The sequence below is a fragment of the Phaeobacter sp. S60 genome (genome assembly GCF_000826845.1).
Lineage (GTDB): Bacteria > Pseudomonadota > Alphaproteobacteria > Rhodobacterales > Rhodobacteraceae > Phaeobacter > Phaeobacter piscinae.
Genome location: NZ_JSWJ01000024.1, coordinates 46,690 through 71,264 on the forward strand (window position 1 = coordinate 46,690; position 24,575 = coordinate 71,264).

The 24,575-nt window shown below is 62.2% G+C and carries 20 protein-coding genes and 2 pseudogenes; 14 read left to right on the forward strand and 8 right to left on the reverse strand.

Translation table 11 applies throughout. The annotated features are described in order from the left end of the window. Positions 1–54: 54 nt before the first annotated feature. Complete coding sequence (locus OO25_RS23475; protein WP_040182172.1) at positions 55–558, reverse strand: Tn3 family transposase; 504 nt, start codon at positions 556–558, stop codon at positions 55–57. A gap of 225 nt (positions 559–783) precedes the next feature. Beyond that, positions 784–1,146 (reverse strand): annotated as a pseudogene (locus tag OO25_RS23480) (DUF4158 domain-containing protein); the annotation flags it as partial. Between the two features lie 44 nt (positions 1,147–1,190). Here OO25_RS23480 and OO25_RS19410 point away from each other — a divergent pair. Beyond that, positions 1,191–1,645, forward strand: a pseudogene (locus OO25_RS19410) (recombinase family protein); the annotation flags it as partial. A 290-nt stretch (positions 1,646–1,935) separates the two neighbouring features. Here the strand turns inward: OO25_RS19410 and OO25_RS19415 are convergent. From OO25_RS19415 to OO25_RS19430, 4 genes are all read right to left on the reverse strand, one after another. After that, entirely contained in the window at positions 1,936–3,375 is a 1,440-nt protein-coding gene (locus OO25_RS19415; RefSeq protein WP_040182177.1) for an aldehyde dehydrogenase family protein, read from the reverse strand. 130 nt (positions 3,376–3,505) lie between these two features. Beyond that, positions 3,506–4,630: a Gfo/Idh/MocA family protein gene (locus OO25_RS19420; protein WP_040182180.1), complete on the reverse strand. Its 1,125-nt coding sequence runs from the start codon at positions 4,628–4,630 to the stop codon at positions 3,506–3,508. After that, entirely contained in the window at positions 4,627–5,682 is a 1,056-nt protein-coding gene (locus OO25_RS19425) for a sugar phosphate isomerase/epimerase (protein ID WP_040182184.1), read from the reverse strand. The genes OO25_RS19420 and OO25_RS19425 overlap by 4 nt, the downstream gene beginning before the upstream one ends. 23 nt (positions 5,683–5,705) lie before the next feature. Further along, positions 5,706–6,746, reverse strand: a complete 1,041-nt coding sequence (locus tag OO25_RS19430; protein WP_040182186.1) for a LacI family transcriptional regulator — start codon at positions 6,744–6,746, stop codon at positions 5,706–5,708. A 150-nt stretch (positions 6,747–6,896) separates the two neighbouring features. Here OO25_RS19430 and OO25_RS19435 point away from each other — a divergent pair, with 150 nt between their 5' ends. The 6 genes from OO25_RS19435 to OO25_RS19460 all read left to right on the forward strand — a co-directional run bounded on the left by OO25_RS19435 (position 6,897) and on the right by OO25_RS19460 (position 13,075). Continuing rightward, on the forward strand, positions 6,897–8,126 hold the full coding sequence (locus OO25_RS19435) for an ABC transporter substrate-binding protein (RefSeq protein ID WP_175304847.1): 1,230 nt from the start codon (positions 6,897–6,899) through the stop codon (positions 8,124–8,126). Positions 8,127–8,218: 92 nt separating this feature from the next. Then, a complete protein-coding gene (locus tag OO25_RS19440; protein WP_040182189.1) occupies positions 8,219–9,151 on the forward strand; it encodes a carbohydrate ABC transporter permease in 933 nt (310 codons plus the stop codon). Next, positions 9,144–10,073, forward strand: coding sequence for a carbohydrate ABC transporter permease (locus OO25_RS19445; RefSeq protein ID WP_040171888.1), 930 nt, complete (start codon positions 9,144–9,146; stop codon positions 10,071–10,073). The genes OO25_RS19440 and OO25_RS19445 overlap by 8 nt, the downstream gene beginning before the upstream one ends. Before the next feature lie 6 nt (positions 10,074–10,079). Then, positions 10,080–11,165, forward strand: a complete 1,086-nt coding sequence (locus tag OO25_RS19450) for an ABC transporter ATP-binding protein (RefSeq protein ID WP_082035369.1) — start codon at positions 10,080–10,082, stop codon at positions 11,163–11,165. 20 nt (positions 11,166–11,185) lie between these two features. Further along, entirely contained in the window at positions 11,186–11,929 is a 744-nt protein-coding gene (locus tag OO25_RS19455) for a sugar phosphate isomerase/epimerase (protein WP_040182193.1), read from the forward strand. Between the two features lie 9 nt (positions 11,930–11,938). After that, positions 11,939–13,075 carry a Gfo/Idh/MocA family protein gene (locus OO25_RS19460; protein WP_071233292.1) on the forward strand — a complete coding sequence of 379 codons (1,137 nt, stop codon included), beginning with the start codon at positions 11,939–11,941 and terminating at the stop codon, positions 13,073–13,075. A 35-nt stretch (positions 13,076–13,110) separates the two neighbouring features. On the opposite strand, the gene OO25_RS19465 is transcribed toward OO25_RS19460, so the two are convergent. After that, positions 13,111–13,998: a LysR family transcriptional regulator gene (locus OO25_RS19465; protein WP_040182197.1), complete on the reverse strand. Its 888-nt coding sequence runs from the start codon at positions 13,996–13,998 to the stop codon at positions 13,111–13,113. Positions 13,999–14,116: 118 nt separating this feature from the next. On the opposite strand from OO25_RS19465, the gene OO25_RS19470 reads away from it, so the two are divergent. Together OO25_RS19470 and OO25_RS19475 are read left to right on the forward strand one after the other, a co-directional pair. After that, positions 14,117–15,667 carry a proton-conducting transporter membrane subunit gene (locus OO25_RS19470; RefSeq protein WP_040182199.1) on the forward strand — a complete coding sequence of 517 codons (1,551 nt, stop codon included), beginning with the start codon at positions 14,117–14,119 and terminating at the stop codon, positions 15,665–15,667. Between the two features lie 18 nt (positions 15,668–15,685). Continuing rightward, on the forward strand, positions 15,686–18,142 hold the full coding sequence (locus OO25_RS19475) for a YbcC family protein (RefSeq protein WP_052465729.1): 2,457 nt from the start codon (positions 15,686–15,688) through the stop codon (positions 18,140–18,142). Between the two features lie 93 nt (positions 18,143–18,235). Here OO25_RS19475 and OO25_RS19480 read toward each other — a convergent pair whose 3' ends face one another. Continuing rightward, positions 18,236–18,847, reverse strand: coding sequence for a helix-turn-helix domain-containing protein (locus OO25_RS19480; RefSeq protein WP_040182202.1), 612 nt, complete (start codon positions 18,845–18,847; stop codon positions 18,236–18,238). A gap of 165 nt (positions 18,848–19,012) precedes the next feature. Here OO25_RS19480 and lpdA point away from each other — a divergent pair, with 165 nt between their 5' ends. From lpdA to gcvH, 5 genes are all read left to right on the forward strand, one after another. Continuing rightward, a complete protein-coding gene (gene lpdA / locus OO25_RS19485; protein ID WP_040182204.1) occupies positions 19,013–20,395 on the forward strand; it encodes a dihydrolipoyl dehydrogenase in 1,383 nt (460 codons plus the stop codon). Between the two features lie 37 nt (positions 20,396–20,432). Continuing rightward, positions 20,433–21,401, forward strand: a complete 969-nt coding sequence (gene lipA, locus OO25_RS19490; protein ID WP_040182206.1) for a lipoyl synthase — start codon at positions 20,433–20,435, stop codon at positions 21,399–21,401. A 149-nt stretch (positions 21,402–21,550) separates the two neighbouring features. After that, positions 21,551–22,927: a sodium:alanine symporter family protein gene (locus tag OO25_RS19495; protein ID WP_040182209.1), complete on the forward strand. Its 1,377-nt coding sequence runs from the start codon at positions 21,551–21,553 to the stop codon at positions 22,925–22,927. Between the two features lie 78 nt (positions 22,928–23,005). Next, complete coding sequence (gene gcvT, locus OO25_RS19500; protein ID WP_040182211.1) at positions 23,006–24,103, forward strand: glycine cleavage system aminomethyltransferase GcvT; 1,098 nt, start codon at positions 23,006–23,008, stop codon at positions 24,101–24,103. An 18-nt stretch (positions 24,104–24,121) separates the two neighbouring features. Continuing rightward, a complete protein-coding gene (gcvH, locus tag OO25_RS19505) occupies positions 24,122–24,487 on the forward strand; it encodes a glycine cleavage system protein GcvH (RefSeq protein ID WP_014876560.1) in 366 nt (121 codons plus the stop codon). Positions 24,488–24,575 lie beyond the last annotated feature (88 nt).

The following is a 24,575-nucleotide window of genomic DNA, read 5'->3' on the forward strand; positions in this document are numbered from 1 at the left end:
CCTATGGCCGTCGGGCATTTCACCGAAGACCAAAACCCAACATGGATGCAAAGTTCAAATAGACGTGACAAAAATTGCAATAACCTGCGTATGTGGCGACCAACATTGGTGCAAGCGCGGCGGACAACCGCACTGACCACTCCTCAATTGTGGAGTCGGATTGCGACAAAGGGTAGATTTGAAAATCGCCGAGTTCGGCGCGTTGAACCACCGTTTTGGGGAAGTCCGCTGCGTTGCCGAAACGGCCTCGCCATAATCGCAAGGGTTATCTGCACAAGCAATGTCCGCACCAGCGAAAGGCGGGTGAGTCCCGCGTCTTTCGCGTTCAAGCGTGGTGCAGCGTATGTCGGTAGTGACCATCACCGCTTCTTCGGCCATCTTGCTCAACCCGAGGTTCAGCCTCTCGGCCAAGAGCACATTCATCAGGCTGATCTTGTCTTTCGGCGGTGAACCGGTGCGCAGGTGGGTGAACGCATCGGTGATCCCGGTCGCCTCATCCACCGCCAGCATGATGTCGGTGATCCGTGTGTCTGGAAAGCGCTTGTATAGATCGAACAAGGGAGCGGCTGCGTCAGAAGGTGCTTTGTTGGCAAACGGCTCAGGCTGAGAACGCCATCCTTGATCGCGTCGCCCGGAATCGCGCCATTCTTCGCTGCCACCGTTATTGGGATCAAAACCTGTTTCAGGTCACCATAGGGTCGAGATTGCTTTGGCCACACATCGCCTGATCGAAAGGCATCCCGCAGATGAATACACGTGGTCACTTCCCAAAGGCGATTCGCGGGCACCGCGGCCTGAAAATGCCCGATAGCCGTACGAGCTACGCAGTGCTTCGATGTGTTCCTGCCGGGTTTGCCGTCGTGCGGCATATAAAAGCAACGCCTCACCGGTGAGACCCAACTGATCTCCCATGAAGGCAAGCACATCATGAGAGATCAGTTCGCCCGATGTCAGCGCTCGTCCTGGATATTTCAGCGCGCATAGCTGAAGCGCAATCCCCAGTCTGTTTTTCGGGCGGCGGCGCTGATTGATCTGCTCCAAGTCTTCGTCAGGCAAAGTGTAGAGCCGCAGAAGCGAGGGTTCATCAGAGGGAAGCTCAAATAACGATGCACGTTGTCGTTCGGTCAGAAGATTGCGGCGGGGCATTAAAATGTACCCATTGAACAAGTGTCTGTTTGCGCCAATAGGCACGCCAGTTGCGCGAGTTGGCCGGATTTGCGGAGCGTGGCGGTTATGCAGTGATGGGCGTTTTTAAGGAAACCGCGTCTGGCACCAAGTCGGACCGCGTGGAGTGATCAAAAGTCATGGAGCTGGCCCATGCCCGGAGTGTCGACGCTGTGCTGGTCACCGAACTATCCCGCTGGACACGCCACACGGGCGCATGATGGCAACGATGCTGGCTGGGATCACGCAGTTTGAGCGAGACCTGATCAGCGAGCGTGTGAAATCCGGCCTGGCTGCCGCCAGAGTGCGTGGCAAAAAACTTGGACGTTAGCCGGGACGGCGTCCAAAATCAGACCTACTTGCTCCGGATGTTCTTGCCGCGGTTGAAGAAAGTCGTAGTTCTCGCTGGATTGCACGCAACCTCGGCATCAGCAAGAATACCGTGCTCAGCATCGTCAAACGGCATTGCGAAAACGCTTAGAGTGTCATTTCACCCCGTACCGCAATGGACCCCCCACTGGGTGCGTCTCAAACACTGCCGTCAGATCTCGTCCAGCGGCAGCGCCTATGTCTGTGAGACGAGCAACGGTGATGCGGTACCCGTCAGCCGCCAGAAATTTCGCTGGCGCGTGAGTGGCTCACCCGTGCAGGCCGCCCACCTGATGGTTATTCCTCGGTGAGGTCGGCCTGCGGTCAAAGCAAGTGTCGCGTGCTGTAATTTTTTTACATAATCCGCATTACAGTACGGCGCTGCATCACGGGCCCTCCGCGTCATGCGGGGCGGGCCACCAGTTTCAGTTCCAGAAATTCCTCGATGCCATAGGGGCCGCCCTCGCGGCCGATGCCGGATTTCTTGGTGCCGCCGAAGGGGCTGCCGGGGGCGAGGTCGGCGCCGTTGACGAAGACCATGCCGCAGTCCAGCCGCCGGATCACTGCGGACTGGATAGCGGGGGTGTTGGAATAGACATAGCCGGCGAGCCCGAATTCACTGTCATTGGCCATGGCGATGGCGTCGTTGAGGTCCTCAAACGGTTGCAGCACGATCACCGGGCCAAAGATTTCCTGCTGCACAACCTCGGCGTTGCGCGCCACATCCGCCAGAATCGTCGGTTTGACGAAATAGCCGGTTTCCCTGTCGTCGGGGCGCCCCGCCCCACCGCAAAGCACTGTGGCCCCGGCGGCAATCGGGCTGTGCAACAGCGTCTGGATATGGTCGAACTGTCGGCCATTGGCGACCGGCCCGAGGTGATCGCCGGGCCGGGCGGGATCGCCCAGCGTCCAGATGGCGGCGGCGCGCTGTGCGGCCTCTTTGGCGGCGGGATAGGCGCTGGCCTCAATCAGGATGCGGGTTGGCGCGTTGCAGTTCTGCCCGGAGTTGGGAAAGGTCTTGGCCAGGATTTTCTCCATTGCCTGATCCAGATCGGCATCTTCGAACACCAGACAGGGGGATTTGCCGCCCATTTCCAGCGCGCAGCGGGCCCCACGGCGGACCGCGCTGGCGCCGATCTCAAGCCCGGCGCGGGTGGAACCGGTGAAGGACATCACCGCCACATCGGGATGATCGGTGAGCTGCGCCCCGACCGAGGCCCCATCGCCGTTGAGCAGGTTGAAGGCACCGGGCGGCAGGTCGGCGGCGTCCAGAATCTCGGCAAAGATACGGGCGTTAAGCGGTGTATGCTCGCTGGGTTTCAACACGACAGGACAGCCCGCTGCGAGGGCTGCAAAAACCTTGAGGCTGATCTGGTGGATCGGCCAGTTCCACGGGGTGATCAGCCCGGCAACGCCGGTGGGCTGGCGGATCAGATGGTCGCCGTTGTGCAGCGTTTCGGCAAAGTCAAACCCACGCAGGGCATCAAGGGTGGCATCCAGTTGGATCAGGAAGGTTTCAGCCTGCGCGTTGCGAGCCAGATCAATCGGCGCGCCCATCTCCATGGAGATCGCCTGCGCGAGGTCGTCCCGGCGGCTGCCGAAACCGGCTCTGATCCGCTCCAGCAGGGCGATCCGGTTGTCCTTGCAACCCAGTGCTTCCGCCAGATGGGCGCGCTTCGCCGCTGCCACGGCGGCCTCCACATCCGCAGGACCGGCGTGATGCAACATGGCCACCGGGGTCTCGGTGGCGGGGTTGATGACAGGGCTGCGCCGGGTGCCGGTTACGGGCGTCCAGCGGCCATCAATATAGCTGTGGGTCAGGTCGGTGGGAGCAAAATTCATGGAAAAAACCTCGGGTTGGAGCGAATGGGGGGATGACAGGGCGCCAGACGCGCGCAGGCGCGGGATCCAAGGGGATGTCCCCCTTGGATGGCGGTTTTTCGGGTTGATCGGATCAGGAGAGCCCTGGGGATTATCGAGGGATCCAGACCCCCCCGTCGGCAGAGGAGGTCTGCGCGGCTGAGATGAACCACATCCCGTCCAGCCCTGCCTGAAGACCGGGCAGCATCGGATGGTCGATGCCAGTCTCGATCACCTCGGCGATATCGGTGTAAAGCGTTGCAAAGCCTTCCAGATATCCCTCCGGGTGACCAGGCGGAACGCGGGTCCAGTCCGGACCAACACCAGCGCCGCCGCGGGTCAGGATCTGTTTGGGTTCCCCAAAACGGGTGAAGCGCATCTGATTGGGGTCCTGATGCTCCCACTCCAGACCGCCCTTGTCGCCATAGATGCGCAGGCGCAGGTCGTTTTCACAGCCGACCGCGATCTGGCTGGCCCAGAGCATACCGCGCGCGCCCTCAGCATAGCGCAGCAGGATATGGGCGTTGTCATCGACCTGACGTCCGGGCCCGAAACTGTGCAGCTCAGCCGAGAGTGCCTGTGGCGCCAGACCGCTGACAAAACAAGCGAGATTGAAGGCATGGGTGCCGATATCGCCAATCGCCCCGGCACCGGATTGTGCGGGGTCGGTGCGCCAGGCGGCCTGTTTGTGGCCTTCCTGTTCGATCACGTCGGTCAGCCAGTCCTGCGCATATTCTGCCTGCACCAGCCGGATCCGCCCCAGATCGCCGCGCGCAACCATGGCACGGGCCTGCCGCAGCAGCGGATAGCCGGTGTAGTTATGGGTCAGAAAAAACCGCGCGCGGCTGGTTGCGGCGGCCTGTTTCATCGCCTCGGCCTCCGCCGCGCTGGCGGCAAGGGGTTTGTCGCAGATCACATGAATGCCTGCATTGAGAAAGGCGATGCTGGGCCCGGCGTGCAGATGGTTGGGCGTGACGATTGCCACCGCGTCAATGCCATCTTCGCGGGCGGCCTCGGCCCGGGCCATCTCCTCAAAGCTGGCATAGCTGCGATCCGGGGCAATCCCCAGTTCGGCGGCGCTGGCAGCGGCGCGTGCGGGATCGGAGGACAGCGCCCCGGCGACCAGCTGAAAGCGGTCGTCCATCCGCGCGGCGATCCGATGCACCGCCCCGATGAAGGCCCCCTGGCCACCCCCGACCATGCCCAGTTTGAGGCGTGTCTTACGCTCTGTCGTCATAGTCCCAGCATCTCCCGGATTGTGTCAGTGTCGCGCTCGCCCCCGGCAAAATCGTCAAAGGCCTTATCGGTGACCTCGATCAGGTGGCGTTTGATGAAGGGCGCGCCCTCGGCGGCGCCCTGTGCGGGTGATTTGAGGCAGCATTCCCATTCCAGCACCGCCCAGCTGTCATAGCCATATTGGGTCAGCTTGGAAAAAATCGCTGAAAAATCAACCTGCCCGTCACCCAGTGATCGGAAGCGCCCGGCGCGGTTGGTCCAGCTCTGATAGCCGGAATAGACCCCCTGCCGCCCGTCGGGATTGAACTCCGCGTCCTTCACATGAAAGGCGTTGATCCGGTCATGATAGAGGTCGATGAAGGCGAGGTAATCCAGCTGTTGCAGCAGGAAATGGCTGGGATCGTAGTTGATCATCGCCGCCGCGTGCCCACCGCAGGCGTCCACAAACATTTCAAACGTCGCCCCGTCAAAGACATCCTCGCCGGGGTGGAGTTCAAAGCCGATATCCTGCCCGCAGTCGGCATAGTGGTTGAGGATCGGCGTCCAGCGCCGGCCCAGCTCGGCGAAGGTCTCCTCAATCAGCCCCTCCGGGCGCTGCGGCCAGGGATAGAGATAAGGAAAGGCGAGCGCGCCGGTAAAGCTGACCGTATGCGTCAGCCCCAGCCGCTGGCTGGCGGTGGCGGCCTTGTACATCTGATCCACCGCCCAAGCCTGCCGCTTGGCGGGATTTCCGCGGCAATGGTCCGGGGCAAAAGCATCCAGCGCGAGATCATAGGCCGGGTTCACCGCCACCAGCTGGCCCTGAAGATGCGTCGACAGTTCGGTGATCTCCACGCCCGCATCGGCGCAGATGCCCTTTACCTCGTCGCAGTAGGTCTGGCTTTCGGCGGCGCGGTCCAGATCAAAGAGGCGGCTGTCGAAAGTCGGGATCTGCACCCCCCGATAGCCAAGGCTGGCGGCCCATTTTGTGATTGCCTCCAGTGAATTGAACGGCGCCTCATCCCCGGCGAATTGCGCCAGGAACAGGGCCGGGCCTTTGATCTGCGTGGTCACGTCTGCTCTCCCTCGGGTCTGGGTTATTCCCAGGTGACAAATTCGGTTGGTACTTCCAGAAACTGCTGTGGTGGCAGCTCCGGCGATTTGATCGCCTGAAGGGCTGCCTTGGCGAGGAAGACGCCGGTGGCTTCGATATCTTCCTGCACGACAATGATTTCGGGGCGCACGAATTTCAGCATATGCAGCCCCTCCTTGGCGACCACGTCGAACTCCTGCCCGACGGTGCAGCCGCAGCTTTCCATACCCGCAACCACGGACATGGTGGCGTTGGTCGAGGCGCAGAGAAAGCCGTCGATTGTTGGATCTTCGCGGTGTTTCTGCGCCGCCCAGTTGCGCAGATCCTTATAGAGACCGTTGCTCTGGACCTGACGGGCCACGTGCAGCTGGATCCCCAGCGCCTTGGCGGCGTGGCGGGCGCCGTTCACCATATCGTTGGCATAGTTCTGCGCCAGAGGCGGCGCCAGCAGCACGATATTCCTGCGCCCACGCGCCGCCAGTTCGGCAAGCGACAATTCGGAAAAGGCGAAATTATCGAAGTCATAATAGGGGTGCTGATCGGCCCATTTGGTGCGCCCGTGGGTGGCAAATGGGAACGTCCGCTCAATCAGATATTCCGCGCGCTTATCCTCCGGTTCGACCTGATTGAAGATCACGCAATCGGCGGTCTGATTCTCCACGATGTAGCGCACTGCGCGCAGCGGATCGTCGTCGGGAAACACCGGCGAGACATTGAGGTGATACTGGGTTTCGCGCAACGCCAGCCCCAGCGAGGTCAGCAACCGGGCGGTCTGGGTCATCATCTCGCGTTCTGCCGACATCACCAGACTGATGACATTGGTGCGCCCGGTGCGCAGCCGCACGCCGGCGCGGTTTGGCACATAGCCAAGCGCATCGGCGATTTCGCGCACCTTCTTCTTGGTTGCCTCGCTGATATCGGGCGCATCGGACAGCGCCCGCGAGACCGTGGGCACGGCCATGCCGCTGGCCTTGGCGATGGTTTTAAGCGTCGGCTTCTTGCCATCGCGGGGCAGACCGTCGCTTGGGGGGGTAGATTTGGCCATTGGCGCCTCGCGTTGCTCATATCGGGGTTTGGGATCTCTATCAGATCCGCGACCCCACGTCCTGTTCTTCGTGTTGCAGAAAACATCTTGCGAGGTCAATCTAAATCGTTATAAGTCGATCTATAACGATTTAGTCAGGGAGGATAAATCGTGAAATTGACATCTATGCTGATGACGACAGCCCTTAGTGTTAGCGCCACCATCGCGCAGTCCGCCGATCTGGAGGTGACCCATTGGTGGACCTCAGGCGGGGAGGCTGCGGCGGTTACGAAATTTGCCGATGCGGTGAATGATCAGACCGCGCATAACTGGGTTGATGGCGCCATCGCCGGATCCGGTACCACTGCGCGTCCGATCATTATCAGCCGTATTCTGGGCGGTGATCCGATGGCGGCAACGCAGCTCACCCATGGTCGTCAGGCCGAGGAGCTGATCGAGGCGGGGCTGATGACCGACCTCACCGAACTGGCGGAAAAGGAAGGCTGGCGCGATATCGTCAACCCGCCGTCGCTGCTGGACAGCTGCACCTACGAGGGGCGCATCTACTGTGTGCCGGTCAATATCCATTCCACGCAGTGGCTCTGGCTCAGCCATGACGCCTTTGACAAGGCGGGGATGAGCGTGCCGCAGGATTGGTATGAATTTGTCGCCGCCGCGCCAAAGCTGGCCGAGGCCGGTATCGTGCCGCTGGCGATGGGGCAGCAGGGCTGGCAGCAGCGGATCGCCTTTGGGGCGCTGACTGTCGGGCTGGTCGATCAGGACAGCTGGCGCAAGGTCTCGCTGGAGCGCAACGCCGAGGTCGCCGCCGGGCCGCAATATGCCAAGGTTTTTGATGCGGTGGTCGACGCCCGCGAACTGGCGCGCAACAGCAATGTGCAGGACTGGAACCTGGCCACCAATATGGTCATCACCGGCAAGGCCGGCGGGCAGATCATGGGCGATTGGGCGCAGGGGGAATTCACCCTTGCCGAACAGGTGGCCGGACAGGATTACAGCTGCCTGCCCGGCATGGGGCTGAACCAGATCATCGACACCAGCGGTGATGCGTTTTATTTCCCGGTGATTGAAGATGCAGAGGTCAAACAGGCGCAGATGGATATGGCGTCGGTGCTGATCTCCAAGGAGGTTCAGGTCGATTTCAACCTGACCAAGGGCTCCCTGCCGGTGCGCGGAGATGTCGATCTGTCAGCAGCCAATGACTGCATGAAGAAAGGCCTCGCGATTCTGGCGGATGGCAATGTGCTGCCCAGCATGGATCAGGCGTTCTCCGCCGATACCCAGGCGCAGATTCAGGATCTGATGGCGGAATTCTGGGCCTCTGACATGGCGGCGGCGGATGCGCAGGCGCGCTATGCCGAGATTATCGCGGACGCTGACTGAGCCGCATTTCAGTCGGGGCGCGCCTTGATTTGCGCCCCGGTTGGCGTTGCCGTCTGCCCTGATCGGCGCGCTGATCCAGAACGAGACATATCATGACACTAACCCCTCCAACCGGCCGCAGCGGACACAACCCCGCGGCCCGGCCGCGCCCGCCCCGCGTGCTGCGCAACCTCAATGCAAAAATCGCCTCCGTGCCGATGATCCTCACCGCGCTGGTGGTGTTCATGGGCGGCACCGCCTGGACGGTTGCGCATTCCTTCACCAAATCGCGGCTGCTGCCGAAGTGGAAATTCGTCGGTTTCGATCAATATGAGCGGCTCTGGTCCAGCAATCGTTGGTTGATCTCGGTCGAAAACCTGCTGATCTATGGCCTCTGCTCGCTGGTGCTGACCATGGCGATCGGCTTCACACTGGCGGCGCTGCTGGATCGCAAGATCCGCTTTGAGGGCGCGTTTCGCACCATCTTTCTCTATCCGTTTGCGCTGTCTTTTGTGGTGACCGGATTGGCCTGGCAATGGATCCTGAACCCGGATTTCGGCATTCAGAATGTGGTGCGCAGCTGGGGTTGGGAGAGCTTTGCCTTTGATCCGCTGAACAACCCGGAAACGGTGATTTTCGGCGTGCTGATCGCCGGGCTGTGGCAGGGCAGCGGCTTTGTCATGGTGATCATGCTGGCGGGGCTGCGCGGCATTGATGAGGACATCTGGAAGGCCGCCCGCGTTGACGGGATCGGCGTGACCAAAACCTATGTCCGGGTGATCATCCCGATGATGCGCCCGGTGTTTGTCACCGCGCTGGTGATCATAGCTAGCGGTATTATCAAGCTTTACGATCTGGTGGTGGCCCAGACCAATGGCGGTCCCGGCATTTCATCCGAGGTGCCTGCGAAATACGTGATCAACTACATGTTTGAGGCCCAGAATCTGGGTCAGGGCTTTGCCGCCTCCACCATGATGCTGCTGTCGGTGATCATCATCCTTGTGCCCTGGGCCTATCTGGAATTCGGAGGAAAGAAACGTGGTTGATCTGTCCCCACAAACCCCGAAGGCCACCCCGGTCCGTATTCTGGACGGCCCGCGCGGCACCAAGCCAAAGGCGAAGGTTTCGCGGCGAAATGTCATGCTTTATGGTACGCTGCTGCTGATCGCGCTCTACTATCTGCTGCCGCTCTACGTGATGGTGGTGACCTCGCTCAAGGGGATGCCCGAAATCCGGCTCGGCAATATCTTTTCGCCGCCGGTCGAGATCACGTTTCAGCCCTGGGTCAAGGCCTGGTCGGAGGCCTGCACCGGCATCAATTGCGACGGGCTGAGCCGGGGATTTGGCAATTCGATCAAGATCCTGGTGCCGTCAGTGGCGCTGTCCATCGCCATCGCCAGCGTCAATGGCTACGCGCTCGCAAACTGGCGGTTCAAAGGGTCGGAGACGTTTTTCACCATCCTGATCATCGGCGCCTTCATCCCTTATCAGACCATGCTTTATCCGATTGTGATCATCCTGCGCGAGTTGAAGCTGATGGGATCGCTGTGGGGGCTGGTGCTGGTGCATTCAATCTTTGGCATGCCGATCCTGACACTGTTGTTCCGCAACTATTTTGCCTCCCTGCCGGAGGAGCTGTTCAAGGCGGCGCGGGTGGATGGCGCCGGGTTCTGGGGCATCTATCTGCGGGTCATGGTGCCAATGTCGATCCCGATCTTCGTCGTGGCCATGATCCTGCAAGTCACCGGAATCTGGAACGATTTCCTGTTTGGCGTGATCTACACCAAGCCCGAAACCTATCCGATGACGGTGCAGCTCAACAATATCGTCAACTCCGTCCAGGGGGTGAAGGAATATAACGTCAACATGGCCGCAACCCTTCTCACCGGGTTGGTGCCGCTGGTGATCTACCTCGTCTCTGGCAAACTGTTTGTGCGCGGCATTGCTGCTGGCGCCGTGAAAGGCTGATCTCTCATGACACTTATGACCCACTCCGTTGAGATCCGCGACCTCGACCTCCATTTCGGCGAGCTGCAGGTGCTGCATCAGCTGAACCTAGATATCGAACAGGGCGAATTTCTGGTGCTGCTCGGCTCATCCGGATGCGGCAAGTCCACCTTGCTGAACTGTATCGCGGGCCTGCTGGATATCAGCGACGGGCAGATTTTCATTCAAGGCCAGAATGTCACCTGGGCGGAACCGTCGGAGCGCGGCATTGGCATGGTGTTCCAGTCCTATGCGCTTTATCCGCAGATGACGGTGGAGGGGAACCTTTCCTTTGGCCTGAAAAACGCCCGCCTGCCAAAGCCGGAGATCGCCAAACGCGTGGCCCGCGCCGCCGAGGTGTTGCAGATCGAACCGCTGCTGAAACGCAAACCCGCCGCGTTGTCGGGCGGGCAACGCCAGCGCGTCGCCATCGGGCGGGCGCTTGTGCGCGATGTGGATGTGTTCCTGTTTGATGAACCGCTGTCCAATCTGGATGCCAAGCTGCGCGCCGATCTGCGGGTGGAGCTGAAGCGGCTGCATCAGCAATTGGCGAATACCATGATCTACGTGACCCATGATCAGGTCGAGGCGATGACGCTGGCGGACCGCATCGCCATCATGAAGGGCGGGCGGATCATGCAGCTGAGCAGCCCGGATGAGATTTATAACCGGCCTCAGAACCTCTATGTCGCCGGGTTTATCGGCAGCCCGGCCATGAACCTGATTGAGGGGGTGCTGATTGACGGCGTGTTCCATGCCGGCGATCTCGCCCTGCCGATGCAGGGGTACGCCTACCAGAACGGGCCGCATCATGGCGCCGCCGTGATCGGCATCCGCCCCGAACATATCCTGACTGGAGAGCAGATCACCCGCGCGGATACCACCGCCGAGGTGCTGGTGGATCTGGTCGAGGGGCTGGGGTCGGACACGTTGGTTTATGCCACCCAGGGCACGCAAAATTTGCGCCTGCGCATGGATGGGGCCAGCCGGGTGTCGGCAGGCGACCGGTTGCGCATCGGCTTTGACACGGGCCGCGCCTCACTCTTTGACCCCAACACCGAAGCGCGCCTGTGACGGCGCCGGAAGGACTTACCATGACTGCTATTTCCTACCAACTCTATGGCTCGCGCAACCGGCCGCTGGCTGACACGCTCACCATGCTGGCGGAGGCTGGCTACGCAGATGTTGAGGGCTATGGCGCGCTGTTTGCGCAGGTGCCGACGCTGGCCGAGGATCTGCGCGCGGCGGGGCTGAGCATGCCGACGTTGCACTACGGGCTGGACGATCTGGAGCGCGATCCCCAGGCGGCCATCGCGATTGGTCGCGCCGTTGGCGCCGAGGCGATTTTTGCGCCAATGCTGCAGGCACCGGATCGGCCTGTGGACCTTGCCGGCTGGGAGGCGTTTGCCGCCCGTCTGGTGGCCGCCGGGCGACCGGTGCAGGAGGCCGGATTTGTCTTTGGCTGGCACAACCATGATTTTGAGCTGGCGGATCTGGGCGGCGGGGTGATGCCGCTGGATCTCATCGCCGGGGCCTCGCCCGAGTTGAAACTGGAGCTGGATCTGGGCTGGACGGCCCGCGCGGGCCACAACCCGGTGGCCATGGTGGAGCGTTTTACAGGTCAGATCCACGCCGCCCATATCAAAGATGTCGCGCCGGCCGGGGCCTGCGCGGATGAGGACGGCTGGGCCGATGTGGGCCATGGCACGATCGCCTGGGCGCCGGTTCACGCCGCCCTGCAAAAGGCTGGCGTGGATCGTTACGTGATCGAACATGACAACCCAAGTGATCATCGCCGCTGCGCCCGTCGGTCGCTGGCGACGGTACAGGCATTCTGAGAGGTCATTATGACAGAGCTGGGCATTGGCATCATCGGATGCGGAAATATCTCTCTCACCTATCTGAAAATGATCCCTCTTTTCAGCGGGATGACGCTTCGGGCAGTGGCAGATATCAACCCCGAGGCGGCACAGGCACGGGCGGCGGAACACAGGTTGCGCGCCGAAACCGTGGAGGGTCTCTTGGCGGCTGAGGATATCGCCGTGGTGGTCAATCTCACCATCCCGGAGGCGCATTATCCGCTGACCCGGCGCATTCTGGAGGCAGGCAAACACGCCTATTCCGAAAAACCACTGGCGTTGACGCTGGACCAGGCCATGGCCCTGCGGGATCTGGCGGGGCAGCGCGGTCTGCGCGTGGGATCTGCACCCGATACGTTTCTGGGCGGTTCCCATCAGCTGGCCCGCGCCATGATTGATGAGGGGCGGGTTGGCCGCGTGATTGGCGGCACCTGCCATGTGATGTCGCGCGGGATGGAGCACTGGCATCCGAACCCGGACTTCTTCTTTCAGCCGGGGGGTGGGCCGGTTCTGGACCTCGGACCTTATTATATCGCCAATCTCATTCAGTTGCTGGGTCCGGTGCGATCAGTGGCGGCGATGACGGCAGCCAGTTTCCCCACCCGCACCATCGGCAATGGGCCGCGCCATGGCGAGGAGATCCCGGTCGACACCGCCACCAATATCCACGCGCTGCTGGAATTCGACACCGGCGCGATCATCACCTTGGGAGCCAGCTGGGATGTCTGGACCAGCAGCCATCCCAATATGGAACTCTACGGGACCAAGGGGACGCTGCAGCTGCCCGACCCCAATTATTTCGGCGGCATGGTCAGGATGAGCGAAGGGGACGGTGATCTGATCCCCCTGGCACCGGAGGATGATCACCCCTTTGCCCAGCCGAATGAGACGCGGCCCGACGGGCGCCGTCAGGCCAATTACCGGGCCGCCGGTCTTGCGGATATGGTTGCCGCCATCACCCAGAACCGACCCCATCGTTGCGGTATCGAGCTGGCAGCCCATACCGTTGATGTGATGATGGCCATTCTAAAGGCAGGCGAGACCCGCGCCTGGGTCGCGACCACCACCAGCTGCCCCCGCCCGGCCCCGCTCCCCCCGCAAGAGGCCCGCGCGCTGATGCGCTGAGGGTGGCCGGGAACTTGCTGGTCAGGTCAGCGGCCTCATTCATCCAGAGCGGAGGTGTCGACGGCCAGCAATTCCTGGACCAGCGGGTTCGGGAAGCGGCGTCTTAGGGTGATGGCATAGAAGGTTTCGCGGATGCGGGGGTGCTCTTCTGCCTCCAGCAGCCGCCCGGAGGACAGTTCATCCTGCACCACGATCGGGGCCACCAGCGCCAGACCGATGTCTTCGCGGGCCAAGAGGCGCATCATCGCCATGTCATCGACCTCCGCCGCGACCTGTGGCACCACCGACAGGCGACTGGCCATGGCATCAAAGGCGGTCCGCGCCGTATTGTCGGTGGTCGGCAGCACAAAAGGCTGGGTGGTCAGCAACTCCCGGATGGGCAGGCGCGGGTTCAGCCGGTCCGGGGTGCCAACGATGCTGACCGCCTGATCCGCGATTTGATGGGTTTCATAAGGTGTCAGGCTGTCATTGGGCGGTTCTCGGTTCATCAGCACCAGATCAAGGTTCAGCGTCGCCAGCCCTTCCAGCAGTTCGGTCGGGCTGCCGGATCTGAGGATCACCTCAACATCGCTGCGCGCCAGCATCGGCCGCAGAAATCCGATCTGAAAGTTCCGAGACAAGGTCGCCAGCGCGCCAACGCGCAGGGCCTGACGGCTGCGGCGCGTGTCCTCCAGCGTGGCGATCAGCTCCTGCCCGGTGGCAAAGATCGCATCCGCATGATCCAGCGCGATCCGGCCGGCTTCGGTCAGATGCAATTGCCGCCCGCGCCGGTCAAACAGCGGGTGCCCCAGCCGTTCCTCCAGCTGTTTGATCTGCACAGACAGGGCTGATTGCGACAGGTTCAGCCGCTGTGCGGTGCGGGTCAGATTGCCGTCATGGGCCACCGCCCAGAAATAGCGCAGGTGATGATAGTTCAGAGGCATTCGTTCATTTTAATAGAACGAAAAGAGCAAAACAATGAATTTTTATTAATACGCGCCAGGCGTTACCTCTGTCGTTGACGCAGCGTCGCGTGCTGCATTGTGATTGGGAGAACCTCTTATGCTGTATTTGTTTCTGCCGCTTCTGGCCCCGGTACTGCTGCTGGCGGTGGCGGTCCGTGCCCGCCGCAGCCCCGGTCTGCGCCCTGCTCCTCTGCCGCGTCTGGCGGAATATGCGGGGCTTGGCGCTTTTGTCGTCTCGGTGATGTCAGCGGGTTTGCTGATGATGGCGGGTCCGGGCAGCTCGCCGCTGCTGGGTCTTTTTGGGGTTGGGCTGTCGGTGCGGCTGGATGTGGTCAGCGTTGTGATGCTCTGCCTGGTCAGCTTTATTGGCTGGATCGTGCTGCGTTACAGCGCAACCTATATGGATGGCGAGGCGCGGCAGGGTGCCTTTACCGGTTGGATGGCGGCCACTTTGGCGGCGGTTCTGCTTCTGGTGATGTCGGGTAATCTGGTGCAGCTGGTGCTGGCCTGGACTGCCACCAGCCTGTGTCTGCATCAGCTGCTGTTGTTTTACCGTGACCGGACCACAGCGCGCCGCGCCGCCCGCAAGAAGGCCTTGGTGGCGCGGGCCAGCGAGCTGTCCCTGGCCATCGCTGCGCTCTTGCTGATCCTGACCTATGGCACCAGCGATATTGCCACCATTCTGGCCGCCGCTGCGCCTGATCTGCTGACGATCGCGGCCGCCGTGCTGATCGCGCTGGCGGCGGTTCTCGCCTCGGCGCAGTTTCCAACCCATGGCTGGCTGACCGAGGTGATGGAGGCCCCGACGCCGGTGTCCGCATTGCTGCATGCCGGGGTGATCAACGCCGGGGGCTTCCTGCTGATCCGCTTTGCCGATGTGATGCTGGCGGCCCCCGCGGTGATGGCGCTGCTGGTGATGCTGGGCGGGTTTACCGCGCTGTTTGGCGGGCTGGTGATGCTGACGCAGCCTGCGGTCAAGACCTCGCTTGCCTGGTCCACCATCGCGCAGATGGCGTTTATGATCATGCAATGCGGTCTGGCGCTGTTCCCGCTGGCGCTGCTGCATATCGTGGCGCACTCCCTTTATAAGGCGCATGCGTTTCTCAGCGCCGGTGAGGCGGTGGCCAATGTTGCCGCGATCCGGCGCCCGGGCCCCATCGCAGTGCCAAGCGGGCGCAATGTGATGCAGGCCTTTGGCATCGGTATCGTGATCTATGCGCTGGTTGGTGCCATCTTCGGCTTTGACGGCAAATCGGTGCAGGCAATTGCGCTGGGGGTGATCCTGATTTTTGGCGTGGCCTATATTCTGGCGCAGGGTCTGGCCGATGCCGCCCCCGGTGCGCTGACCCGGCGCACGGTGATCTATGCCAGCGCGACCTCGGTCAGTTACTTCCTGTTGCAACTGGCGGCGCTGAAGCTGACCGCAGGCACCTTGCCCGCCACCCCGGCCCCCGGCCCACTGGAATGGGCGCTGATCCTGCTGGCGCTCATCAGCTTTGGCGCGGTGGCGGTGGCGCAGGCGACCTTTCCGCTTTGGGCGATGCACCCGGCGGCGGCGGGGCTGCGGGTTCATTTGGCCAACGGGCTTTATGCAAATGCGATTTTTGACCGGCTGCTGGGTGGCTGGTCAAAGCGGACACAGGTCTGAAACCGGGAGATTGAAGCGATGTTGATGAAGCACGAAACCTATCCTGCCGCTCTGTTGGAGCTGGTCACCTGCGCCAATCAGGCCGCCCGCGCAATCCCGCCACTGTTTCCGCTGACTGCCAGCGTGGCGGTGAACCCTTTCCTTGGCCAGCGCGAGGAATCACTGGCGGTGACCTCGGCGCGGTTGGCGCGGGTTGCGGGCACCCGGGTGACCCCACAGCGCAGCCATTGGGCGGCAAAACAGGCCGCAGGGGAACTCACCGACAGCGATCTGCGCGCCGCACTGGCGCGGGCCGGTGCTGAATTCAGCGGGGTGACGCTGGCGGATCTTCATGCGGCACTGACCCCGGCGGAGGCTGCGGGCGACCCGGTGGCCCTGCCCACGGTTGCGGACCTAGCGGCTGAGGTCTCCGGGATCGACTGGCCCGGCCTTGTTGAAGATCGGATCGGCGCCTTTGCGGCCAGCCATTTTGATCAGGGTCAGGCCCTGTGGCAACCGGATCGCAGCGGCGGCGCCTATGCGGCCTGGCGGCAGTTTGCCACCCGCGACCTGACGCCGGAAGTCCACGGGCTGCGCGGCTTTGGCAGTTTTGTCAGCGCCACCAACCGGTCCCATTGGCGCGCGATTGGGCGGGCCTCGGAGACTCTTGGCCTGACATCAGAGGCGGCGAGCACCGGGTTTCATCGCTGGCTGATCACCCTTCAGGGCTGGGCTCAATATGGCCGCTACCTGTCGTGGCAGGCCGAGCTGGAGGGCGGCAGTGACACCACCACGGTGGAGCTGCTGGCGATCCGCATGGTGTTTGACGAGGCGCTGTTTCATCAGTACCGCGACGCGATTGAGGCACGCTGGCAGGCTGTGGTCGCGCAGCATGAAACTCCGGTAACGCCAAGCCGCGATCACATCATCGACGCGATCCTGCAGGAGGCCGGAGAACGCGCCGCCCAGCGGCAGCTGGCCACCACGCTTGCGGCCACCCCGCGCCAGGTGGCTGAGGATGGCGCCGAGGGTACGGCTGCGCGCCCGGCGGTGCAGGCAGCCTTCTGTATTGATGTCCGCTCAGAGGTGTTTCGCCGCGCGCTGGAAGCGCAGGATAGCAGCATTGAGACGATCGGATTTGCCGGGTTTTTCGGGCTTGCGACGGCGCATAACGCAGCCGGATCCGATGTCACCGAAGGCCGGGGGCCGGTGCTGCTGACGGCAGGTGTCTGTTCCAATGCTGCAGAACCGGGCGGGCTTGACCTGGCCCGGCGTTATGCGGCGCGGGCCAGACGTGCCTGGGGGCGGTTCAAACTGGCGGCCGTCTCGTCCTTTGCCTTTGTTGAGGCGACCGGCCCGGTCTATGCGGGCAAACTGCTGCGCGACGCCTTTGGTGTCAGCGGTCGCGCCGCCACCGATCCGGCGCCGCAACTGGACCCATCGGTGGATCTGGACAGCCGCATCGCAATGGCAAAAACCATCCTGTCGGCGATGTCGTTGACCGATAATTTTGCCCCGGTGGTCCTGTTGGCAGGCCATGGCGCGGATGTGACCAACAACCCCCACGCCAGCGCCCTGCACTGCGGCGCCTGTGGCGGTCACGCAGGGGATGTGAATGCGCGACTTCTGGCCGGGCTGCTGAATGACGCCGGGGTGCGTGCGGGCCTGACTGCGGCGGGGATCATGATCCCGCAGGACACCGTGTTTCTGGCGGCGCTGCATCATACCACCACCGATCAGGTGACGCTCTATGAGCAGGATCTGCCGGCCGGATGTGAGACCCGGCTGGCCCGCGATCTGGCGCGCCTGCGCCGCTGGGTCAAGGCTGCGGGGGCGCTGGCGCGCAGTGAACGCGCCGCCCGGCTGCCCCGCGCCAAGGCGGGCGGCGATATTCTGCGCCGGTCGTCAGACTGGGCTGAGCTGCGCCCCGAATGGGGGCTGGCTGGGTGCCGGGCCTTTGTCGCGGCGCCACGCAGCCGGACCGAGGGCACGGCGCTGGACGGGCAGTCGTTTCTGCACAGCTATGACTGGCGCGCGGATGAGGGGTTTGGCGTGCTGGAACTGATCCTGACCGCGCCGGTGGTGGTCGCCAGCTGGATCAGCCTGCAATATTATGGCTCCAGCGTTGCCCCGGCCCTGTTCGGCGGCGGCAACAAGCTGTTGCACAATGTGGCCGGCGGTATCGGCGTGCTGGAGGGCAACGGCGGCGCGCTGAAACCCGGCCTGCCGTGGCAGTCGGTGCATGATGGCGAAGCGCTGCAACATGATCCCCTGCGCCTGACCGTGGTGATCGAAGCCCCGCGTGAGGCCATGACCCAGATCCTGGAGCGCCACCCGCAGGTGCGCGACCTGTTCGACAATGGCTGGCTGCATCTGATTGCCATGGATGAGCACGGGCAGCTGGCCTGGCGCTATGACGGGGATCTCAGCTGGTCACGGTTTGACCGCGGGGACGCCCCCGGCGCCGCAGCCTCGCTTGGCATCGCTGCCGAATAGCCGGGGTCACCCGCAGCCTGACCCACAACGCCGCCCCGCCAATGCGCGGGCGGCGTTTTTTGGTGCGGGTAATCTACTGTCGGCAGGCCGGGATCAGTCCAGCGAGACCCAGAGGACATGCGCGTCCTCCGCGCTGGTTGAAACGCAACAATGACCCATGCCGCTGTCATAATAGACCGTATCGCCGGCCTTCATCGGCAGCGGGCGGTAGTGTTCTGTGTACAGGATCAGCTCCCCGCTGATCACCAGCATGAATTCCTCGCCGCTGTGGCGGATCCAGGTTTCGAACTCCGACACATCCCGCGCCTTGATCCGGCTGAAATAGGGCAGCATCCGTTTGCTGGTCAGCTCGGTACACAGCAGCTCATGGTCGTAAGTCTCGGTTTCCTGATGCTCACCCTGACCCTTGCGGGTGTAATCGCGCCGACCGGAGATATCGCTCTTGGCGGATTGCACAAAGAGCTGCGGCGTCTGCAGATCCAGCGTCTGCATCAGGCGGCGAATGATCTCGAAACTGGGGCGGGTCTGGTTGTTCTCGATCTTCGACAGGGTGGAGCGACCGATATTGGCGGCCTTGGCCGCCTCCTCCAGCGTCAGGCCCATTTCCTTACGCGAATCTCGAATCATTTTCCCCAGCGCATCGCCGTCCGGGGCCTCGGCAACCTCTGCCACGGGGGCGCCGTCTTCCGGATTGATGGGTTCCATTGGCGGGCAATCTCCTGAATTTCCCAATGTTTAACTCCCTCTCAGACACAGGTCAAAGTTTCTATGTGAAACCAATAGTTGCTTATGGTGGAAAAGTTTCTTAAAGGAAACTCGTGGGAGAGTTAGGGACAAATGTTCCCTGACAGACAAACTGGAGGGCGGGCGATGAGCCTATATGACCTGATCGTTATTGGTGGTGGCCCGGGCGGCTATGTTGCAGCCATTCGCGCGGCTCAGCTGGGGCTCAAGGTGGCCTGTGTCGAAGGACGCGGAACCCTCGGCGGCACCTGTCTTAATGTCGGCTGCATCCCCTCCAAGGCGATGCTCTCCTCCTCCGGAAAATACGAAAGCCTGTCGCATCTGGCCGGTCACGGGATTGCGATTGATGGCGCCCGGCTGGATCTGGACGCGATGATGGCGCGCAAGGACAAGATTGTCGGCGATCTCACCAAGGGCATTGCCTTCCTGTTCAAGAAAAACGGCGTAGACCTGATCGAAGGCTGGGCCAGCATTCCTGCCGCGGGTCAGGTTCAGGTCGGCGACGACATCCACGAGGCCAAGAACATCCTGATCGCCACCGGTTCCGAACCCACCCCGCTGCCGGGCGTCGATATTGACGAGGGCGATGTGGTGTCCAGCACCGGCGCGCTGACCCTGCCAGAGGTGCCCAAGCATCTGGTGGTGGTCGGTGCCGGTGTCATCGGGCTGGAGCTGGGCCAGGTCTGGTCGCGTCTTGGTGCGAAGGTCACCGTGGTCGAATACCTCGACCGGATCCTGCCGGGCATCGACGGAGAAATCGCCAAACTGGCACAGCGCGCCCTGTCCAAACGGGGGCTGAAGTTCCAGCTGGGCCGCGCGCTGAAGTTCATCGACCGCAGCGAGGATGGCCTGACCCTGACGCTGGACCGCGTCGGCAAAGACAAGGAAGAGCATCTGGTCGCCGATAAGGTGCTGATCGCCATCGGGCGCCGCCCGGTGATCCGGGGTCTGGGGCTGGAGGCGCTGGGTGTTTCCGTCAACGCGCGCGGCTTTGTCGAGGTGGACGAACGTTTCTCCACATCTGTCGAAGGGATCTATGCGATTGGCGATTGTGTGCCCGGCCCGATGCTTGCGCATAAGGCCGAGGAGGACGGCGTGGCCTGTGTCGAGTTGCTTGCCGGTCAGGCGGGGCATGTGGATTACAACACCGTCCCCGGCATCGTCTATACGGATCCCGAGGTGGCATCCGTTGGCAAGACCGAAGAGGCGCTGAAAGAGGCGGGCACGGATTATATCGTCGGCAAATTCACCTTCATGGCCAATTCCCGCGCCCGTGCGCAGGGCGAAACCGACGGCGCGGTCAAAGTGCTGGCAACACCCGAGGGCCAGATCCTGGGCGCTCATATCTGCGGCGCACATGGCGGTGATCTGATCGCCGAACTGGTGCTGGCGATGACCAAAGGCGCCACCGTTGGTGAAGTAGCCGCCACCTGCCACGCGCATCCAGCGATGGCCGAAGCGGTGAAGGAAGCCTGCCTTGATGCCATGGGTCGGGCCATTCACGCCTGATCGCTGTCCGATCTCTCGCCCTGAGGAGGTACCCCAGATGAACGTCCCGATGCCGCGGCTCCGCCACCCGGAAAAGTCGAAAAAGGTCGATAGCGAGATCCCGCGTAAGCCGAAGTGGATCCGCCGCAAGAAAATCGAGAGCGCGGAATACTTTGAGACCCGCCGCCTGATGCGGGACCACAATCTGACCACCGTCTGCGAAGAGGCCGCCTGCCCCAATATTGGCGAATGCTGGTCCAAACGCCACGCCACCATGATGATCATGGGGGAGGTCTGCACCCGCGGCTGTTCCTTCTGCAACGTCTCCACCGGCCGCCCCGATGCGCTGGACGCCTTTGAGCCCGGTCGCGTGGCCCTGGCGGTGAAGAAACTGGCACTGCGCCATGTGGTGATCACCAGCGTTGACCGCGACGATCTGGAGGACGGCGGCGCCGAACATATCGCCCAGACCATCCGCGCCGTGCGCCACCAGACCCCCGACACCACGATTGAGGTGCTGACCCCGGATTTTCTGGGCAAGGGCAACGCCGCCGAGATCGTGTTTGAGGCCGCGCCGGATGTGTTCAACCACAATCTGGAAACCGTGCCGCATCTCTACCCCCGTGTCCGTCCCGGCGCGCGCTACTACAGCTCGCTGCGCCTGCTGGATGACGCCAAACGCGCCAATCCGCAGGTGTTCACCAAATCCGGCCTGATGGTTGGCATGGGCGAAACATTGGAAGATCTGCGTCAGGTGATGGACGATCTGCGCGCCGCAGATGTCGATTTCCTGACCGTGGGCCAATATCTGCAGCCCACCCCGAAACACCATCCGATTGATCGCTTCGTCACCCCTGAGGAGTTCGAGCAGATTGAGCGGATGGCCCGAAGCAAAGGGTTCCTGGGGGTCTCGGCGACACCTCTGACCCGCTCATCCTTCCACGCGGATGAGGATTTTGCAGCGCTGAAAGAGGCCCGGAACCGGCAGCTCACCAGCGTCAATGCAGGGGGAGACGGCACAGCGTAAACCCCCGCATTTGGGGTCTGCCCCGCGGCTGGTCGGTCGCGGCAGGAGGGGCGGAACCCAGAAAATGACTTGTCACCGGTCGCGAACCGCAGCAAAGGCCGGGACAGGCAATCTAAGGCCAAAGAATACCACCTAAAGGGAGGAAAAATATGGAAGTTCTGAATTCAATTGTGGGCTATATCAACGGGATCGTCTGGGGCCCGCTGATGCTGGTCCTCATTCTCGGCGTTGGCCTGTTTTTGCAGGTCGGGCTGAAGCTGATGCCCATCCTGCGCATCGGCACCGGCTTTGCGCTGCTGTTCAAAGGCCGCGAGGCGGGCGACGGCGAAGGCCAGATCACCCCGTTTAACGCGCTGATGACCGCGCTGTCCGCCACCATCGGCACCGGCAACATCGCCGGCGTTGCAACCGCTGTGTTCCTCGGTGGTCCCGGCGCGCTGTTCTGGATGTGGATGACCGCACTCGTGGGCATGGCCACCAAATATTCTGAGGCCGTGCTGGCGGTGAAATACCGCGAGCAGGACGATCAGGGTAACTATGTCGGTGGCCCGATGTATTACATCAAAAATGGTCTTGGCCAGAAATGGGCCTGGCTGGGTTTTGCCTTTGCCCTGTTCGGCGCAATTGCGGCCTTTGGGATCGGCAACGGCGTGCAGGCCAACGGTGTGGCGCAGGTGCTGGAAACCAACTTTGGCTTCAACCCGTCCATCACCGGTATCGTGCTGATGGCGCTGACCGGTGCCGTGATCCTCGGCGGTATCACCCGCATTGGGGCGGTGGCTGGTAAGCTGGTGCCGTTCATGGCTGTCAGCTACATCACCATCGGTCTGTTGGTGCTGATCATCAACGCCGACCAACTGGGCAACGCATTGGGTCTGGTTTTCACCTATGCCTTCACCCCCTCCGCTGCTGAAGGTGGTTTTGCCGGGGCCGCTGTCTGGGCCGCGATCCGCTTTGGTGTGGCGCGTGGCGTGTTCTCGAACGAAGCCGGTCTGGGCTCCGCTCCGATTGCGCATGCCGCAGCTGAGACCAAAGGTCCGGTAAACCAGGGTCTGATCGCGATGCTGGGCACGTTCATCGACACCATCATCGTCTGCTCCATCACCGGTCTGGCGATCATCGCCTCCGGCGCCTGGACCTCGGGCGAAAGTGGTGCCGCGCTGACCTCGCTGGCGTTTGAAACCTCCCTGCCCGGCTTTGGCGGCTATGTGATTGCCATCGCGCTGTCGATCTTTGCCTTTACCACCATTCTGGGCTGGTCCTACTATGGCGAGAAATGCGTCGGCTACCTCTTGGGTGCCAAGGTGCTGATCGGCTACCGTGTGCTGTGGATCGTCGCGATCTACTTCGGGGCGACTGCTGATCTGGGCTTCATCTGGCTGCTGGCAGACACGCTGAACGCCATGATGGCGATCCCGAACCTGATCGCTCTCGCCCTGCTGAGCCCGGTTGTCTTCAAGGTGACCAAAGAGTTCTTTGCCTCCAACGGGCAGACCGAAGAGCCGAGCAAAGGCGCGGCAGAATAACCAAAATCAACCTACATCGGGGCGCGGCAGGCGTCGCGCCCCGGTTCCTTTCACATTCCAATTCAAGGGCAAGACGCTATGACCGACGCGCCGAAACGTACTCCGCTCTATGACCTGCATGTCGCCCTCGGCGGCAAGATGGTCGACTTTGCCGGCTGGGAAATGCCGGTCCAATACCCCATGGGCATCATGGGAGAGCACAAGCAGTGCCGCGAGAAAGCTGCGCTGTTCGATGTCAGCCACATGGGTCAGGTGATCCTGCGCGGCGACAACGTCGGCGAGAAACTGGAAGCGATCTGCCCGCAGGCCTATGCCACCCTCAAGGAAGGCAAGGCGCGCTATGGTTTCTTCACCAATGAAGACGGCGGCATCATGGATGACCTCATCGTCTCCAACGCTGGCGACCATTATTTCGTGGTGGTGAACGCGGCTCTGCGTCATCAGGACATCCCCCACATGAAGGCCCATCTCGACGGCGTCGAAGTGACCGAGATCTTCGATCGCGCGCTGGTAGCTGTTCAGGGCCCCGCCGCTGAAAATGTGGTGGGCGATCTGTGCCCCGCTGCCCGTGAGATGAAATTCATGGAAACCATCGTCGCTGATATCGACGGTGTGGAATGCCGCCTGTCGCGCCTCGGCTACACTGGCGAAGACGGCTATGAGATTTCCATCCCCGATGCAGACGCCGAACGCATCACCAAACTGTTCCTGGCCCATGAGGATTGTGAGCCGGCCGGTCTGGGCGCGCGTGACAGCCTGCGTCTGGAAGCGGGCCTCTGCCTCTATGGCAACGATATTGACCAGTCGACCTCCCCGATTGAGGCGTCGCTGGCCTGGGCGATCCAGAAACGCCGCAAGGAAGAGGGCGGTTTCCCCGGTGCTGACCGCATCCAGAAAGAGCTGGCCGAAGGCGCGGCGAAGAAACTGGTCGGGATCAAACCCTCCGGTCGCGCCCCTGCCCGTCAGCACGTTGAGATCCAATGCGCCGAAGGCAACACCATTGGTGAGATCACCTCTGGCTGTTTTGGCCCCACCGTCGGCGGTCCGGTCGCCATGGGCTATGTCGCTGCCCCGCACGGCAAGGTCGGCGAACAGGTCAAACTGATCATTCGTGGCAAGGCCCATGACGCAGAAATCGTCGCCCTGCCCTTCGTCACCCAGAATTACAAACGCTAAGCTCCAGGAGTACCCGAGATGACCACCTATTATTCCGAAGATCACGAATGGATCACCGTCGAGGGCGACACCGCCACGCTCGGCATCACCAAACACGCGGCTGACCAGCTGGGCGAAGTTGTCTTTGTCGAGCAGCAGGACAGCGGTGAAGAATTCGAAAAAGGCGGCGAGATCGGCGTCATTGAATCGGTGAAAGCGGCGTCGGAAATCTACGCGCCTCTGGATGGTGAAATCACCGCCGTGAACGAAGATCTGGCCGACAACCCCAGCGCCCTGAACGAAGACCCCGAAGGCGCGGCCTGGATCTACAAGATCAAGCTCTCCGACAGCGCCCAGCTGGAAGATCTGATGGATCTGGACGGCTACAAGGCCCTGATCGGCTGATCCTGCTGATGGGCCGGGCCGGCTGTCGTGCTGGCCCGATCCCTCCCTTGATTACCCGCCGGTATGGTCCGGCGGGACCACCACGAAT